Origin of the sequence: Streptomyces sp. NBC_00094, from assembly GCF_026343125.1 — a bacterium.
Lineage (GTDB): Bacteria > Actinomycetota > Actinomycetes > Streptomycetales > Streptomycetaceae > Streptomyces.
This window is the reverse complement of record NZ_JAPEMB010000001.1, coordinates 639,385-655,031: the sequence shown is the minus strand read 5'-3', so window position 1 is coordinate 655,031 and position 15,647 is coordinate 639,385. Positions and strand designations below refer to the sequence as shown.

Below are 15,647 nucleotides of genomic sequence, written 5' to 3'. Positions count from 1 at the left end.
TCCTTCGTGCCGTCCCTCAGCGGGACGGTGCGACCGGGGTGTCCGAGTCGGTGGCCGGCCTCGGCACCGTTTCCGCGGGCTCCCGTGCCGCGTCCGTCTCCACCGGCTGCCGTCGGCTGTCGGACCACGCCGCCCACAGATCGGCGTACCGGCCGCCCGCGGCGATCAGCTCCTCGTGGGTGCCGTTCTCCACGACACGGCCCTGGTCCAGGACGACGACGCGGTCGGCGGTCGCGGCCTGCGGGAGACGGTGGGCGACCATCAGCCCCGTACGGCCCTCAAGGGCTCGCGCCGCCGCGTCCTCGAGGACGCGCGCGCCCGCGCTGCCCGCGTCGGCCGTCGCCTCGTCGAGGATGGCGATGGGCGGGTCGGCGAGGACCAGCCGGGCCAGCGCGAGATGCTGCGCCTGCGTCACCGTCAGCCGGTGCCCGCCCTCCCCGACGACCGTGGCCAGGCCCTCGGGCAGCGCCTCGGCCCACTCCAGGGCGCCCACCCGGTCCAGGGCCGCGCGCAGCCGCTCGTCATCGGCGTCGGGCCGGGCGAGGCGCAGGTCCTCGGCGAGCGGCCCGGCGAAGACGTGGACCTCCTGGCTGATGAGGGCCACCGCACGCCGTACCCCGGCCGGGCCCAGCTTCCCGACGGGGACCCCGCCGAGCGTGATCGACCCCGAGGCCGGCTCGTGGACCCCGGCGATGACCTTGGCGAGGGTCGTCTTGCCGGCCCCGCTCGCGCCGACCAGCGCCACCCGCTCGCCGCTGCGCACGACGAGGTCGATCCCGTGCAGCACCGGAGCCCCGTTGCCGTACGCGTGGCTGAGCGCCGACACCGTGACCGAACCGTCCACGGGGGCGTCCGCCCCCTGCGGCGCGGCCTCCACCGGGAGGGCCGAGACCCCCACCAGGCGGGCGAAGCTCGCGCCCGCGGACTGCGCGTCGTCCAGGAGGTACAGCGTCGCGTTGATCGGGTTGAAGAGGCTGTGGAAGTACAGCGCGGCCGCCGTGGCCGTACCGATGCTCGCCGAGCCGCCGTCGACCAGGACGAAGCCGGTGGCCAGCACCGCGGCCAGGCCGATGAACTCGGCGAGGTTCAACCGGGAGAAGAAGCCCGTGACGAGGTGGATGCCCCGCAGTCCGAGGTCGCGCGCCGCCTCCGACCGCCGCTCCAGGAGACCGGTGTGCGGGGCGCCGAGCCGGAAGGCGCGTACGGTCCGCGCACCGCCGACGCTGTCCAGGAGCTGGTGCTGCAACGCTCCGGTGGCGATGCGGTGTTCCCCGTACACGGGGGAGGAGCGGCGCATGTACCAGCGGACGGAGAACACCTGGACCGGCGCGGCGAGGAGCGCCGCGAGCAGGAACCGCCAGTCGAGGACGGCGAGTCCGGCGAAGGTGAGCACGATGGTGAGCGCGGAGCGGCTGAACTCGGGCAGGGCCTGGCGCACCGACTTCGCGATCATCGTCACGTCGCTCGTCACCCGGGAGACGAGGTCGCCGGAACCGGCCGCCTCGACGCGCTCCAGCGGCAGCCGCAGCGCCCGCTCGACGAACTGCTCGCGCAGGGCGGCGAGTACGGTCTCGCCGAGCCGGGCGACGAGGGTGCCGCCCAGGGCGGTCGCCGCGCCGCGGACCACCGCGACGACGATGAGCAGGACGAGCGGCACCGTCAGGGCCCCGGCGCCCCTCCGGTCCACCACCAGGTCGACGATGTGACCGAGGAGGGGCGCGGTCAGCAGGCCGACGGCGGTGCCGGCGACCAGGACGGCGACGGCGGACACGGCCAGGAGCCGGTGGCCGTGGAGCATGGTGCGGAGCGCCGCCATGGACTCGGCGCCGGTGGCGGTCGGCAGGAGCGCGCGCTCCGGGCGGGTTCCGCTCATGGTCTGTTCCGTCTCCCTCGTACGGGGTCCCTCGTCGGACGTCATGCCAGCACCGTCGCGCGGTACGACTCGTCGGCGGCGAGGAGGTCGTTGTGGTGGCCGTCGCTCCGGACGGCGCCGTCCTCCAGGACCACGACCCGGTCGGTCACCGCGAGGAGTGCGGGGCTGGTGGTCACCAGGATCGTCGTGCGGCCCCGGCGGACCTCGCGCAGGCGGCTCGCGATCCGCGACTCGGTGACGGTGTCGACGGCGGTGGTCGGGTCGTGCAGGACGAGCACGGGCCGGTCGGTGGCGAGAGCCCGGGCGAGCGCCACGCGCTGGCGCTGGCCGCCAGAGAGTGACCTGCCGCGTTCGGCGAGGAGGGTGTCCACGCCGTCCGGGAGCAGTTGGGCGACATCGTCGGCGGCCGAGGCCCGGAGGGCACGCTCGACCGCGGCGGTCTCGCCGGGAGGGCCGTCGCCGTCGCCGTCACGGGGGGCGTCGGCTCCCGCGCCGGCCCGGACGTTGTCGATGAGGGTGCTTTCGAACAGGTCCGCGTCGTGGTGGGCGACGAGGACCGCCCGGCGCAGCGCGTCGGGGTCGAGCCCCGTCAGGGGCGCGCCGTCGAGCTCGACCGTGCCCTCGGCGGGGTCCTTCTCCCGGGCCAGACAGAGCAGCAGGTCGGCGGCGGCCGCCGGGTCCCTGGTGACGATGCCGGTCAGACCGCCGGCCGGCAGGTCGAGGTCGACGCCGCGCAGCGCGCCGAGCGACACCCCGCGCAGGGCGAGGTGCCCTGCGACCGGCTCGGCCGGGGCGTCCTGCCCGCCCTCGACGGTGACGGGCGAGGCCAGCACCTCGGCGATCCGGCGGGCCGAGGCCCGCCCCTGGGCCAGCTCGGCGTTGACGTAGGTGAGGAGCTGGAACGGTCCGAGCAGGAACTGCGCGAGGCCCACGGCCGCCACGAGTTCGCCGACGCTGATGCTGCCGTCCATGGCGAGGTACGCGCCCACGATGCCGATCACCGCGATGAAGACGCCCGTCAGCGCGAGGATCGCGCCCTCGTGCCCGGCCCGGCTGCGGGCCGCGCGCAGGGCGGCGGCGAGCGAGTCCTGGCTCGTGGTGCGGTAGCGGGCGACGGCCGCCGACTCCGCGCCCATGCCCTTGAGGACGCGCAGGCCCGACACGAGGTCGGCGGCGACGCCCGAGGCGTGGGCGGCGTGCTCCTGCTCGGTCTCGCTGCGCCGTTCGAGGGGACGGCTGATGCGGTGTCCGAGCCACAGCAGCGGCGGGATCCCGAGGAGGACGAGGAGGCCGAGCGGTACGGAGATCCTCAGCAGTGCGACGGCGCTGATCACGAGGGCGGCGACCGCCGAGACGCCGTACGAGATGACGGTGGCCACCGAGCCCACCCGGCGGGCGTCGTTGGTGGCGATGCTGGTCAGGGCGCCGGGGAGCCGGTTCGCCTCGGTGCCGCCCCGGGGGTCGAGGACACGCGCGGCGAGCTCCATCCGGAGCCGGTGGGCGGCGTGTTCCCCCGTGCCCTCGGTGATCCGGGCGCTCGTGCGGTAACAGGTGGAGAGGACGAGGAAGAGGGCCGCGAGGACGAGAAGCCGGCGTAGCAGGGCTTCGGTGGAGCCGGTGGCCACCGCCGTGTCGATGATGACGCCGATGACCACCGGGACGAGGGCCTCACAGCCTTGGTGGGTCATGCCGAGCACGGACGCCGCGACGACGCGGCGGCGTTGCCCTCTGATCGCTCGACTGAGGACAAGCGCCCCTGTCGGTCCGCCCGTTGGCATGTGACTCCTCCACGTAGAGGTAGCGAATGGTTAGGTAAGCCTACTCTCACCCGGCGGCCGTCCGGGGCGGTCGGGGCCGGGTCGCGGTGCGCGTTGACCGGCCGTTCGCCTTCGGTTAGCCTCACCTAAGTATCGACCCGTCAGTCCGTGCGTCGCGGGGCTCGCCCCACGCGTCAACTGCCGTCAGGAGAGCTGTCGTTGTCCGTCGAATCCCGCGAACACGTCGGGAAGGCCGTCGACGCCGCGCCCCCCTCGGGCCGCACCGGCACGACACTCCGGAGCCTCGGACTGCTGATCGGCCTCGCGGCACTGGTCCTCGTCTCCCTCCTGAGCGTCTGGGTCGGCACACGGGGCATCCCCTTCACCGCCACCTGGGACGTCCTGTGGAATCCCGACGGGTCGGAGACGTCGGTGATCATCCATGACTACCGCATCCCCCGGACGCTCCTCGGCATCCTCGTCGGCACGGCGCTCGGCCTCGCCGGCGCCCTGATGCAGGCCCTGACGCGCAACCCGCTCGCCGACCCCGGCATGCTCGGCGTCAACCTCGGCGCCTCCGCCGGCGTGGTCGTGGCCATCGCCTTCTTCGGCGTCGCGGCCCCCCTCGGCTACGTGTGGTTCGCCCTCGCCGGCGCCGCCGCCGCGTCCGTCGGGGTCTACCTGCTCGGCTCCTCCGGCCGGAAACTCGCCTCGCCCGAGCGGCTCGTCGTCGCCGGCGCCGCCGTGACCGCCGTGCTGTACGCCTTCAACTGGGCGATCCTGCTGCTCGACCCGGAGGCCTTCGACCAGTTCCGCTTCTGGACGGTGGGCTCCCTCGCGGGCCGCTACTACGACGTCGTCCTGATGGCCCTGCCCTTCATCGCCGTCGGTCTGGTCGTCGCCCTCGTCCTCGCGCCCTCGCTCAACGCCCTGGCCATGGGCGACCAGATGGGACGCGCCCTCGGCGTGAACGTCGGCAGGACCCGCGCCCTCGGTGCCATCGCCGTGATGCTGCTGTGCGGCGCCGCGACCGCCGCCGCGGGACCCATCGGCTTCGTGGGGCTCGCCGTACCGCACGTCGCCCGCTTCGTCGTCGGCCCCGACCAGCGGTGGGTGTTCGCGTACTCGATGCTCATCGCCCCCGTCCTCCTCCTCGGCTCCGACGTCCTCGGCCGGGTCCTCGGCGCCCCCGGCGAGGTGCAGGTCGGCATCGTCACCGCCTTCGTCGGCGCCCCTCTCTTCATCGCCCTGTGCCGCCGCCGAAAGCTGGTCATGCTGTGACGCCCGTACGGGAGGCGAAGGCCTCCGCACCCGGCCCCGCCCCGGCCCCGCCCCGCGTCGTGACCGGCCGGGTCGTCCGTACGCGCGCGGGGGCCGTCTCCGTGCTCGTACGGGGCCGGACCGTCGCCGTCACCGCGGCCCTCCTCGCCGCGCTCGTCGCCGTCATGGGCGTCACCCTGACCACCGGCGACTTCGACCTCTCGGTCCCGGACGTCCTCCGGGCGCTCACCGGCAACGACTCCGGCATCGCCGACTTCGTCGTCAACACCCTGCGCATGCCCCGGCTGGTGACCGCCCTGTGCGTCGGCGCCGCACTCGCCGTCAGCGGCGCCATCCTGCAGAGCATCACCGGCAACCCCCTCGGCAGCCCCGACATCATCGGCTTCACCAACGGCTCCGCGGTGGGCGCGCTCGTCGTCATCGTCGTCCTGCACGGCAGCATGACCCAGATCGCGCTCGGCGCGCTGATCGGCGGCCTCGCCACGGCCCTCGCCGTGCACCTCCTCATGCTCGGCCGCGGCATCCAGGGCTTCCGGCTCGTCGTCGTCGGCATCGGCGTCAGCGCCCTGCTCCTCGCCGTCACCTCGTACCTGATCACCCGGGCGACCTTCCAGGAGGCCCTGGAAGCCCAGGCCTGGCTGATCGGCAGCCTGGGCAACCGGCTCTGGACGCACGCGAACGCCATCGGCCTCGCCGTCGCCGTCCTGCTGCCGCTCGCCTTCCTCCTGTCCCGCCGGCTCTCCATGGTCGAGATGGGCGACACCACCGCCATGGCCCTCGGCGTCGACGTGACACGCACCCGCACCGTCCTCCTCGTCATCAGCGTCGCCCTCGCCGCGTTCGCCACCGCCGTCACCGGCCCCATCTGGTTCGTCGCCCTGGCCGCGCCCCAGGTGGCCCGCAAGCTGACCCGCTCGTCCGGGCCCGCCCTGCTGCCGTCCGCCCTCATGGGCGCGGTCATGCTCGCCCTGAGCGACCTCGCCGTGCAGCGCCTCTTCGCCCCCGCGCTCCTGCCCGTGGGCACGGCGACCGGCTGCGTCGGCGGGCTCTACCTCATCTGGCTACTGGTCTCCGAGTCGCGAAAGAGCCGCGCATGACAGCAACGAACCGTCCGGCCCCCCGCCTGCGCGCCGAGAACCTGACCCTCTCCTACGACCAGCGGACGGTGGCGACCGACCTCACCGTCGGCATCCCCGACCACTCGTTCACCGTCATCATCGGCCCGAACGCCTGCGGCAAGTCCACCCTGCTCACGGCCCTCGCCCGGATGCTCAAGCCCCGCGCCGGACAGGTCCTCCTCGACGGCCGCGCCATCGCCTCGTACCGGTCCCGCGAGGTCGCCCGCCGCCTGGGACTCCTCCCGCAGTCCTCCACCGCGCCCGGTGGCATCACCGTCGGCGACCTCGTCGCCCGCGGCCGGTACCCGCACCAGGGCCTGCTGAAGCAGTGGTCCGCCGACGACGAGACGGCCGTGGTCGAGGCGATGCGGCAGACCGGCGTCCTCGAACTCGCCGACCGTCCCGTCGACGACCTGTCCGGCGGCCAGCGCCAGCGCGTCTGGCTGTCCATGGTCCTGGCGCAGCAGACCTCGATCCTGCTCCTCGACGAGCCGACGACCTTCCTGGACATCGCGCACCAGGTCGAGGTCCTCGACCTGTGCGCCGAGCTCCACGCCCGCGAGGGCCACACGATCGTGGCGGTCCTCCACGACCTCAACCAGGCCTGCCGCTACGCCACACACCTCGTCGTGATGCGGCCCGGTGGCGTGATCGCGGCCGAGGGCGACCCGTCGACCGTCATGACCGCCGAGCTGGTCGAGGACGTGTTCGGCCTCCCTTGCCGCATCATCGACGACCCGGAGACGGGCACGCCCCTGATGGTGCCGGCGGCACCCAAGCGGTACGCGCCCGCCACCGCGCTCGCCCCGACGCCCTGAGCGCGCCTCACCCCCGGGGGAACAGGGCGGCCAGCGCCTCGGCCGCCGATCTCACGTCGTGCAGGGGCGTCTCCGTCATCCCCGGTACGGAGCCGAGGAGGGTGCTGGCCAGGCAGGTGTTCTCCGGTCTCGACGCGTAGCGGCCCGAGGCCCGGGGCACCGCCGTCACGAGGCCCCGTGGCGCACCCAGGGCGTCGGCGATCACCCGGGCCCACTCCGCGCGGGAGACGCGCTCGGGTCCGCCGAGGTGGAGCAGCGGGGGGAGGGCGCCGGGGTGGCGCAGGAGCGTCGACGTCACCGCGGCCACGTCGTCCACGAGGACCGGGGTGGTCCACTGGTCGTCCGGGGCCTCGACCGGCTCGCCCTGCGCCAGCCGGTGCGCGCAGGCCGAGAAGAAGTTCAGCCACTTCTCGTGGCCGGCCGGCTCGTGGCCGTAGACGAGGCTGACGCGGAGGACCGTCGCCGGGGAGGCCGCCCGGTCCAGCAGCAGCCGTTCGGCCTGCCGTTTGGCCGTACCGTACGCGTTCGCGGGGGAGACGGGGGTGGTCTCGACGTTGTGCGGCGACGCCCCGTCGAACACGTTGTCCGTCGAGATCATGACCACGCGGTCCAGGCCCGGCACGGCGGCGAAGTTCGCGGTCGCCGCCGCGTGCGCGGCTGCGGCCTCCTCGGGATGGGACTCGCACCAGGTGACGTCGGACGGGCCGTGGACCAGGACGACCGCCCGGGGCGCGACGGCCGCCACCACGCGCGCGCACGCCGCCGGGTCGGTGGCGTCCAGCGCGGTCCACCGGGCGCCGTACGCCCCGGGATCGGCCGTCGGCCGCCCCCGGGAGGCGAGGGTCACGGGCCGGTTTTCGGCGGCGAGGCGGCGGGCGATCTCCGTGCCGACGAACCCGCTGCCGACGACGAGGACGGGGCGGGAAGCGGAACCTTCTGCTTCTCGTGTCATGGGACGGTCACCCTCTCCGTACGTCCGTGTTCTTCGTGCTCCCTGGGCCCGCCGTGCTCTCCGAGTCGGCGGGCCACCAGCCGGCCCATGCCGATGAGGCCGTGGTCGTCGTCCTCCGCGCCCAGCACCACCATCGCGTCGACCTGGGCCGCCGTCAGCCCGAAGCAGCCCTGCCCGACCAGCTCCTCCACGAGCAGCTCGCGGTAGCGCGCGCCGACGGCCAGGGCGAAGCCGCCCATGAGGACGTAGCGGCGGACCCCGATCGAGGCGAACACCGCGCAGACGGCGGCGGCGAGAGGGACGAGGGTCGAGCGGAGGACGGCGGTGACGAACGGGTCGCCGCTCCGGACGGCCGCAGCGACCTCCGGGTTGGTGAGGCTCCCCGGGTCGGTCGTACCGGCCCGGGCCGGCGACGAGCCCGCGTACCCGAGGGGATCGGCCGCGGCCGCCCGCTTCACCGCGGCGAGGACCCCGCGTCCGGAGGCGATCGCCCCCAGGTGCCCGCGCCCGCCGCAGTCGCACAGGGGGGCGTCGGGCGAGCGGTCGTACGTCCAGTGGCCGAGCTCGCCGCCGTGGCCCTCGGCGTCGAGGAGCACGTCCCCGTCGCGGAACACCTTGTTCCCGATGCCGGAGCTGACGGTCAGCAGACAGAAGGGCGCGGGCTCGGCCGTGGCGTACCGCCAGGCCGCCGCCGTGAGGTCGTTGACGACGACCACGGGTACGGAGAGCCGGGCGCTCAGGATCTCCTGGAGCGGCAGCGGCGCACCGCCCTCGCCCCACACCGTGGGCGCGCCGAGGACGGTGCCGTCGCGGCCGACCGGCCCGGCGAAGGCGATACCGAGCGCGCGACCGGGACCGGAGCCGGCGCCCGTGTCGTGCTGCCGTTCCGCCTCGCGCACGATCTGCTCGACCACGCGCCGCTGGATCCCGGCCACGGAGTCCCCCGGATGCGCGACCATGCCGTCCACACGCGTCCGCCGAACACCGTGAAGACCGCCCGTGGCCGAGGTGTCGAAGGAGCCCACGCGCAGCGTCGTCCCCCCGACGTCCATGACGGTGACGTCAGCTGTCGGGGTCGTCATGACCGGCCTCCTCGAAGACGAGCAGCGTGAGATCGGCGTCGGAGTCGTTGCGCAGACCGTGCTCGCCGAACGGTGCGTTCACGACGACGTCCCCCGCGCCGACGCGGAACTCCTCACCGTCGCGGTACATGACGCCGCTGCCGCCGAGGACCACGTACGTCTCGTGGTCGTGGCCGTGCCGGTGGCGCCCGATCGACGTGCCCGGGGGCAGCACGGCCAGGTCGATGAACTCGGCCCCGGTCCCCCCGCCCCTCGCGAAGACACGGTGCGCGAGGATGGTTCCCTCGCCGCCGTGGTCGTGCGGCTTCGGCGCCAGGAGCGCACGGAGGTTGACGATGCCGGCGGTCACGGCCGCACCCCTTCCCCCGCGCGGCGGGCCCGCAGCGCCAGGTCGTCGAGCGCGCGGTGCAGCACCTCGCGCGGGACGTCCGCGAGGTCGTCGACGAACGTCGCCTTGCCGACGGCGGTCGGAACCACCAGATGGAGCCTGCGGCCGCGCCGCTCCCACGACTCGTCCAGCGCGCGGGCCATCAACTCCGGTGTGCACGTGGCCTCGTCGAAGACGGGCAGCCCGATGCGGGTCAGCAGTCCGATGATCCGGTCGCAGGCGTCCTCGTCGACCAGACCGAGGCGCAGGGCGAGGCACGCCGAGAGCGCCATGTCGACGGCGACGGCCTCCCCGTGCTCCAGGCGGTGGTCGCCGGCCGTCTCGATCACCGGGCTGAACGTGTGGCCGAAGTCCACGAGACGGGCGAGCTGCTTCTCCCGCAGGTTCGGGCAGAGCTCCTCCATCATCAGCCGCATCGAGGTCCGCAGGACGTACGTCTCCACCTCCGGCGGCGTGGGCACGCCACCCGGCCGGAACGCGTCCGGATACCGCTCCAGGGCGCCGAACAGCTCCTCGTCGAGGATCACGGCCATCTTCACGATCTCCGCGAGGCCGCAGCGGATCTCGCGCACCGGCAGCGTGCCGAGGAACGCGGGATCGCTCAGCGAGGCGTGCGCCGGGTGGTAGGCGCCGAACATGTTCTTCGTCCGCAGGGCGTTGACGCCCGTCTTCACCCCGACACCCACGTCCACCTGCCCCACCAGGGTCGTGTTGATCCGGACGTACCGGATGCCCCGCGCGTACATGGAGGCGGCGAAGCCCACGACGTCGGAGACGATGCCGCCGCCCAGGGCCAGCATGACGCCGTGGCGGTCGAGTCCCGCGGCCTTGGCCAGCGCGCAGGCCCGCTCCGCCGTCGCCAGGGTCTTGTTCTTCTCCCCGGTGTCGATGGTGTGGACCGTCCACGACCCCGGTGTCAGGGTCGCCTCCAGGTAGGCGCGCAGCGCCTCCCCGTAGAGGCGGCCGACCGTCGGCCCGACGAACGCGACGACGCGCCGTCCGCCGATCGCGTGCGCCAGCGCCGGATTGGCGGGCGAGAGCACCCCGGGGACGAGATCCGCCCGGTACCCCGTGCCGTCCGGTGCGAGCAGGCTGAAACCGTCGGCGTCCTCCCGTACACCCGAAAGTCGCGCGTCGACGACGTCGTCAGCAAGAACCAGGCTTGCCATGTCTCTCCTCGATAGTCACTCGGTGTGCTTCCGACCGTTTCCCGAAGGTCCGGGCCAGGTGGTGGACGAGCGGCGCGCCGGTCAGCTCCTCGACGGAGACCGGGCGGCCGCGCTCGTCGGACATCGGCAGGCACCAGTTGGGGTGCACCGCCGCGGTGCCCGGAAGGTTCTGCGGCCGGCGGTCTCCCGTCACGTCCGGGAGCCAGACGCCGATCATCCGCGCCGGGGTGAGACAGAGGTACGTGTGCAGCGCCGCGACCTCGCCTGCGGGGTCGGGAAGCAGCCCCAGACGCTCCAACTCGGCCATCCAGCCGTCGCGTTCCTCGGCTGCCTCGGCCTTCTCCGCCTCCTCCGGACGCGTCAGCAGCCCCAGCGAGGCCCGCAGGTCGACGTGCTCGCCGCTCAGCCACGCCGCCGTGCTCGGCAGGTCGTGCGTGGTCAGCGTGGCCATGCAGTTCTCCCGCCACCGCTCCGGCGGCAGGGGGCCGAGTCTGCCCTCGGAGCCGCCCTCGTACTCGAAGCGCTGCACGGCGGTCCCGACGATGTTCCGGGCGGCCAACTCCGCGCGCACGCGGGGTTCGACCGTCCCCAGGTCCTCGCCGATGACGAACGCCCCGGCGGCCTCGGCCTCCGCGGTGAGGACCGCGAGCATCGCGTCGCCGTCGTAGCGGACGTACGTCCCCTCCGAGGGCGGCCGTCCCTCCGGCACCCACCAGAGGCGGAAGAGCCCCATCACGTGGTCGACCCGGAGGGCGCCCGCGTGCCGCAGCCCCGCCCGCAGCAGCGCGGCGAACGGCCGGTAGCCCTCGGCGGCCAGCGCGTCCGGGCGCCACGGCGGCTGCCCCCAGTCCTGCCCCAGCGGGTTGAAGTCGTCGGGCGGAGCGCCCACCGACATGCCCTCGGCGAGGCAGTGCCGGAGCGCCCAGGCGTCGGCCCCCTCGGGGGCCACGCCCACCGCCAGGTCGTGGACGAGCCCGATCGGCATCCCCGCCTCACGGGCCGCCCGCTGCGCACCTGCGAGCTGCTCGTCGGTGATCCAGGCCAGCCACCGGTGGAAGTCCACTTCACCGGACAGCACATGGCGGGCCTCGGCCACGGCGGCCGACCGGGGATCGCGCAGCGCCGCCGGCCAGGACCGCCAGGACGGGCCGCGCACGTCGGCGAGGGCGCACCACGTCGCGAAGTCGGTGAGGTCGGAGCCCTCCCGGGCGACGTACGCGGCGAAGGCCGCCTCCCGGCCGGGGCCGCGCGGCACCTCGTACACCTCGCGCAGGGCGCGGTGCTTCAGCTCCCGCACCTCCTCGCGCCGGATCAGCGCGTCCCCGCTCAGTACGGACGCGTTGAGGGCCGCGGCCCGGGCCGCGAGCTCCCGGACCCGTCGGCGCGGCTCGTCGGGCAGGTACGCGAACTCGGGTACGGCCTCGACGCGCACGTGCATCGGGTCGGGGAAGCGGCGGCTGCTCGGCCGGTACGGAGACGGGTCCGGCAGCGGGCCGGGCTCCATCGCGTGCAGCGGCCCGAGCTGGACGAAGTCCGCACCCAGGTCCCGGCCGGCCCAGGAGACGAGGTCGGTGAGGTCACCGAGGTCGCCCATGCCCCAGGACCTGCGGGAGAGCAGGAAGTACGACTGGGCGAGGAAGCCCCAGGAGTACGGTGCCGGGGCCAGTCGCTCCGGTGCGACGAGCAGGACCGCGGCATCCCGCAGGCCCGCCCGCTCGACGGTCAGGGTGTGGCGCCCCACGGGCAGGGGCCCCTCGTACGCCCGTACGCGGCCGTCGGCGCAGACCACCTCGGCCCGGGCGCCGTCCGGCAAGGCGGGGCGGGGGCCGCCCGGCCCCTTCACCACGACGCACGGCGGGACGAGCCGCGCGGCCCGCGCCGCCCCGTGCGCCGCGAGCGCGGCCTCGGCCGCGGCCGGGGTCGAGGCGTCGACGCCGAAGGAGGCGAGCACGGCGACGAGGGTGTCCCGGGGAACGGCGACCTGCCGCCCCCGGTCGGTGCGGTACTCCGCCGCCACGCCGAGCGCGGCGGCGAGACGGTCCAGGGGATCGCTGCCGGGGCGCCCTCCGTCGGCGCTCACGGGACGTCCGGTCCCCACGGGATCTCCGGTGCTCACGTGACGTCCCGTGCTCACGTGACGTCCGGCGCTCACGAGACGTCACCCCTTCGCGTCACGGCCGCGCCGAACAGGCGCTCGATCACCGAGGCCACGCCGTCGGCGTCGTTGGCGGGGGCGATCTCGTCCGCGACGGCGCGGAGCGCCGGATGGGCGTTCGCCACCGCCACCCCGTGGCCCGCGAGCGCGAGCAGCGGGATGTCGTTGGGCATGTCGCCGAACGCCACCGTCTCGGCCCCCGAGCAGCCGAGCAGCTCCAGGGCCCGCATGACACCCGTGCCCTTGGTGACGCCGAGCGGCAGCACCTCCACCATGCCCTGCACGGAGTGGACGATCGTCACCTCGTCGCCGCACAGCCGGCGTGCCGTCTCGGTGAGCTCGTCGTCCCCGACGGCGCGGTGGTGCAGCACGAGCTTGTCGAGGGGCGCGTCCCACAGCAGGGCGCGGTCGGAGGTGACGTCCCAGCCGTGCCGGACGCGCTCCCCGAACCCCGGTGTCACCTTGAACCGGCTCTCGGGCGGCGAGGTGACCACTCCCAGTTCGAGTCCGCCGAGGACGGCCTCGATCCGCTCGACCACGGACCGCGCGAGGTCCCTGTCGAGGGTCGCCGAGGAGAGCAGCCGGTCCGCGTCGGCGTCGTAGAGCTGGGCTCCCTGACCGCAGACGGCGATCCCCGAGTAGCCGAGGGACGTGAGGAGCTCCCCGCACGCGGCGGCCGGCCGGCCGGTGACGACCAGATGCCGGGCGCCCGACGCGGCCACCAGGCCGAGGGCCCGGCGGGTCCGGTCCGAGACGGTCAGGTCGCCGCGCAGCAGCGTCCCGTCCAGGTCCGTGGCCACCACGAGGTACGGCGGGACCTCCGGCACCGCGACGTCGTCCCAGGTGACCCGGCCGTCGTCGAGCGTGAGCCGCAGGACGAGACCGCCCCGCAGGGAACCGGCGCCGAACGAGCCCCGGAAGACCCCGTCGGCGTCGCGGCGCAGCGCGGCGAGTTCCGTCGTCCCGCTCCCGGGCACCGGTTCGTCCGAGAGCGCGGCCTCCGCCGCCGACTCGGCCCGTTCCGTACGCCAGGGGGCGTCCCGCCCGTCCGCCTCGACCACGACGTCGACCGCCGCCACCCGGGGATGCTCGTACTCCACCCGGTGCGGTGCGCCGTCCCGGGCCGGAGCGATCCGGCAGCGGGTCCGGACGGGGGCCATCAGCTCCTCGCGGCCCGCCGCCTCCGCAAGCGCGGCGCAGCGGGCGAAGTCGGCCCGCCGGTACGCCGCCGCGAACAGCCGCTCGTACGCCGCCGCGTCCAGCTCCGCGCACCGGCCGTAGGCCGCCGCGTCGCCGAGGGCCTCGGCGCGGCGCGCGATCGCGTCGCGGTGCTCGGTCCAGGCCTCCTCGTCGAGGAGCTCGAACCAGCCGTACCGCACGGCGTCCTCCGCCGGCAGGCGCCGGGGCGTACCGTCGAGGAGTTCCCTGAAGACGGCGAGCCGCCGCGTCGCGCTGTCGCTCCAGGTGAAACGGCGGGCGGTCCGGGAGGCCGCGGCGGAGAGCCGGGCGTACGCCTCGGGCGCCTCCCGGAACATGCGGGCCGCCTCCCCGATCCGCTCCGCGAGCAGCCGGGCCAGTCCGGTGTCGTCGTCGCGGAACGAGCCGCGCACGGCGAAGCCCGTCGCCTCCGGGTCCTCCGGCGGCAGCGCGTGCCCGAAGTGGGCCGTGGTCCGCTGGGCGGTGGCGATCGGGACGGCCCCGCAGGCCATCGCCTCGGCCTGGGCGATGAGGAAGCCGTCGAGCTCGAACTTCGACGGGTAGACGCAGAAGTCGGCGCAGGCGGCCTCCGTGAACAGCGTGTCCTCGTCGACGAGCCGCCAGTCGAGCCGCACCCGGTCCGGGTAGGCGTCGGCCACCCGCTGGAAGTACGCGTTGGCGGCGGGCGCCTCGGCCGCGCCGCCCGCGCCCGTGGCACAGCGCAGGAGGAAGCTGACGTCGGCGCCGGAGGCCAGCACCTCCTCGACGGCCCGGATCAGCTCGAGCTGGCCCTTGTGGTGCACCGCGTACCGGGCGGCGTGATAGAAGACCGGCCGGGCGGGGTCGAGTCCCATGGACCGCAGCACCGCGTCCCGGTCGACCGTCGCGGGATCCCTGGCGAGCCAGGCGTCCGACACCCCGCAGCCGCCGTCGAACAGCTTCCCCGCCTGCTCCCTGAGCAGCCCCGCGACCGGCAGCGAGTCGACGTACCGCTCCATCGGGGTGTCGGCGAAGGTGCTGTAGTAGTCGCGCTGCCCGGGCGAGACGAAGTCCACGAGATCGGCGTGGGCGAGAACCTGCGGGAAGAGGGACACGTGGTCGGGCCCGAACTCGGTGTGCAGGCGCGTCGCGGCCAGCGCCCGGATCATGGCGGCCTCGGGCGAGTCCTCGGGCGGCGGCATGTCCTCCCAGGCGTCGAGACCGGCGCGCGACGACGGGTCCCGGCCGAACAGCCGGAGCAGGGCGTCGAGTTGTGGCCGGTACACCTTGTGGGTGATCGGCGCGTTGGCGGCCACCGTGCTGACACAGCGCCACCGGGGGTCGTCGCGCAGCACCATCGGCACGAGGTGGTGGTAGGAGGGCTCGAAGCCGTGGACGACGGAGGGTTCGGCGACGGGCCACTCCTCCCACTCCTGGAGGAAGCGCAGCCCGGCGACCTGGAAGACGAGCGGCTTGAAGAACGACAGGTCGTGCCCCTCGGAGCCGGGCGGCGGATACAGCCGGTCCGGCAGCAGGTCCAGCTGCGCGTCGGAGAGGAAGTACACGTCCACGCCGTCCAGTCGGAGCCGGTGTGCCCGCGTCGTGAGCGCGAGCGGCACCTCGGCGGGCCGCCCCGGCCAGGTCTTGGGGTCGAGGACCAGCGGCACCGTGTGGTCGCGGCGGTAGTCCAGGTCCTCGATCGCGTGCGTCTCGCGCAGCCGGTCGAGATGACCGTGCGCGGGCGTCACGATCGAGACGCGGTGGCCCCGGGACGCGTACTCGCGGGAGAGGTTCCACACGAGTGGCGAGAGCCCCCCGCGCATGAGCCGGGTGTCGAAACCCCCGCACTCGTAGGCGAAGTTGATGATGTGCATGGGT

11 protein-coding genes are annotated in these 15,647 nt (G+C 74.4%); 3 read left to right on the top strand and 8 right to left on the bottom strand.

What is annotated here, in order from left to right:
- Window positions 1-16: 16 nt before the first annotated feature.
- Together OG580_RS02875 and OG580_RS02870 are read right to left on the bottom strand one after the other, a co-directional pair.
- Complete coding sequence (locus OG580_RS02875; protein ID WP_267042052.1) at window positions 17-1,873, bottom strand: ABC transporter ATP-binding protein; 1,857 nt, start codon at window positions 1,871-1,873, stop codon at window positions 17-19.
- 41 nt (window positions 1,874-1,914) lie between these two features.
- The gene (locus tag OG580_RS02870) at window positions 1,915-3,651 is read right to left on the bottom strand and encodes an ABC transporter ATP-binding protein (RefSeq protein ID WP_267042051.1); all 1,737 of its coding nucleotides are present in this window, start codon (window positions 3,649-3,651) and stop codon (window positions 1,915-1,917) included.
- Window positions 3,652-3,849: 198 nt separating this feature from the next.
- On the opposite strand from OG580_RS02870, the gene OG580_RS02865 reads away from it, so the two are divergent.
- Genes OG580_RS02865 through OG580_RS02855 form a run of 3 tightly spaced genes read left to right on the top strand, consistent with a single transcriptional unit; the run spans window position 3,850 to window position 6,847 of the window.
- Window positions 3,850-4,911 carry an iron ABC transporter permease gene (locus tag OG580_RS02865; RefSeq protein ID WP_267042050.1) on the top strand — a complete coding sequence of 354 codons (1,062 nt, stop codon included), beginning with the start codon at window positions 3,850-3,852 and terminating at the stop codon, window positions 4,909-4,911.
- The gene (locus OG580_RS02860) at window positions 4,908-6,008 is read left to right on the top strand and encodes an iron chelate uptake ABC transporter family permease subunit (RefSeq protein ID WP_267042049.1); all 1,101 of its coding nucleotides are present in this window, start codon (window positions 4,908-4,910) and stop codon (window positions 6,006-6,008) included. The genes OG580_RS02865 and OG580_RS02860 overlap by 4 nt, the downstream gene beginning before the upstream one ends.
- Window positions 6,005-6,847 carry an ABC transporter ATP-binding protein gene (locus tag OG580_RS02855; protein WP_267042048.1) on the top strand — a complete coding sequence of 281 codons (843 nt, stop codon included), beginning with the start codon at window positions 6,005-6,007 and terminating at the stop codon, window positions 6,845-6,847. The genes OG580_RS02860 and OG580_RS02855 overlap by 4 nt, the downstream gene beginning before the upstream one ends.
- 7 nt (window positions 6,848-6,854) lie before the next feature.
- Here OG580_RS02855 and OG580_RS02850 read toward each other — a convergent pair whose 3' ends face one another.
- From OG580_RS02850 to OG580_RS36120, 6 genes are all read right to left on the bottom strand, one after another.
- Entirely contained in the window at window positions 6,855-7,799 is a 945-nt protein-coding gene (locus tag OG580_RS02850; protein WP_267042047.1) for a sugar nucleotide-binding protein, read from the bottom strand.
- On the bottom strand, window positions 7,796-8,881 hold the full coding sequence (locus OG580_RS02845) for an ROK family protein (RefSeq protein ID WP_267042046.1): 1,086 nt from the start codon (window positions 8,879-8,881) through the stop codon (window positions 7,796-7,798). The genes OG580_RS02850 and OG580_RS02845 overlap by 4 nt, the downstream gene beginning before the upstream one ends.
- Entirely contained in the window at window positions 8,862-9,230 is a 369-nt protein-coding gene (locus OG580_RS02840; protein WP_267042045.1) for a cupin domain-containing protein, read from the bottom strand. The genes OG580_RS02845 and OG580_RS02840 overlap by 20 nt, the downstream gene beginning before the upstream one ends.
- Window positions 9,227-10,438 carry a sedoheptulose 7-phosphate cyclase gene (locus OG580_RS02835; protein ID WP_267042044.1) on the bottom strand — a complete coding sequence of 404 codons (1,212 nt, stop codon included), beginning with the start codon at window positions 10,436-10,438 and terminating at the stop codon, window positions 9,227-9,229. The genes OG580_RS02840 and OG580_RS02835 overlap by 4 nt, the downstream gene beginning before the upstream one ends.
- Window positions 10,416-12,518 carry a 4-alpha-glucanotransferase gene (malQ, locus tag OG580_RS02830; protein WP_267042043.1) on the bottom strand — a complete coding sequence of 701 codons (2,103 nt, stop codon included), beginning with the start codon at window positions 12,516-12,518 and terminating at the stop codon, window positions 10,416-10,418. The genes OG580_RS02835 and malQ overlap by 23 nt, the downstream gene beginning before the upstream one ends.
- Before the next feature lie 68 nt (window positions 12,519-12,586).
- Window positions 12,587-15,643: an HAD-IIB family hydrolase gene (locus OG580_RS36120; RefSeq protein WP_323182546.1), complete on the bottom strand. Its 3,057-nt coding sequence runs from the start codon at window positions 15,641-15,643 to the stop codon at window positions 12,587-12,589.
- Between the last annotated feature and the right edge of the window lie 4 nt (window positions 15,644-15,647).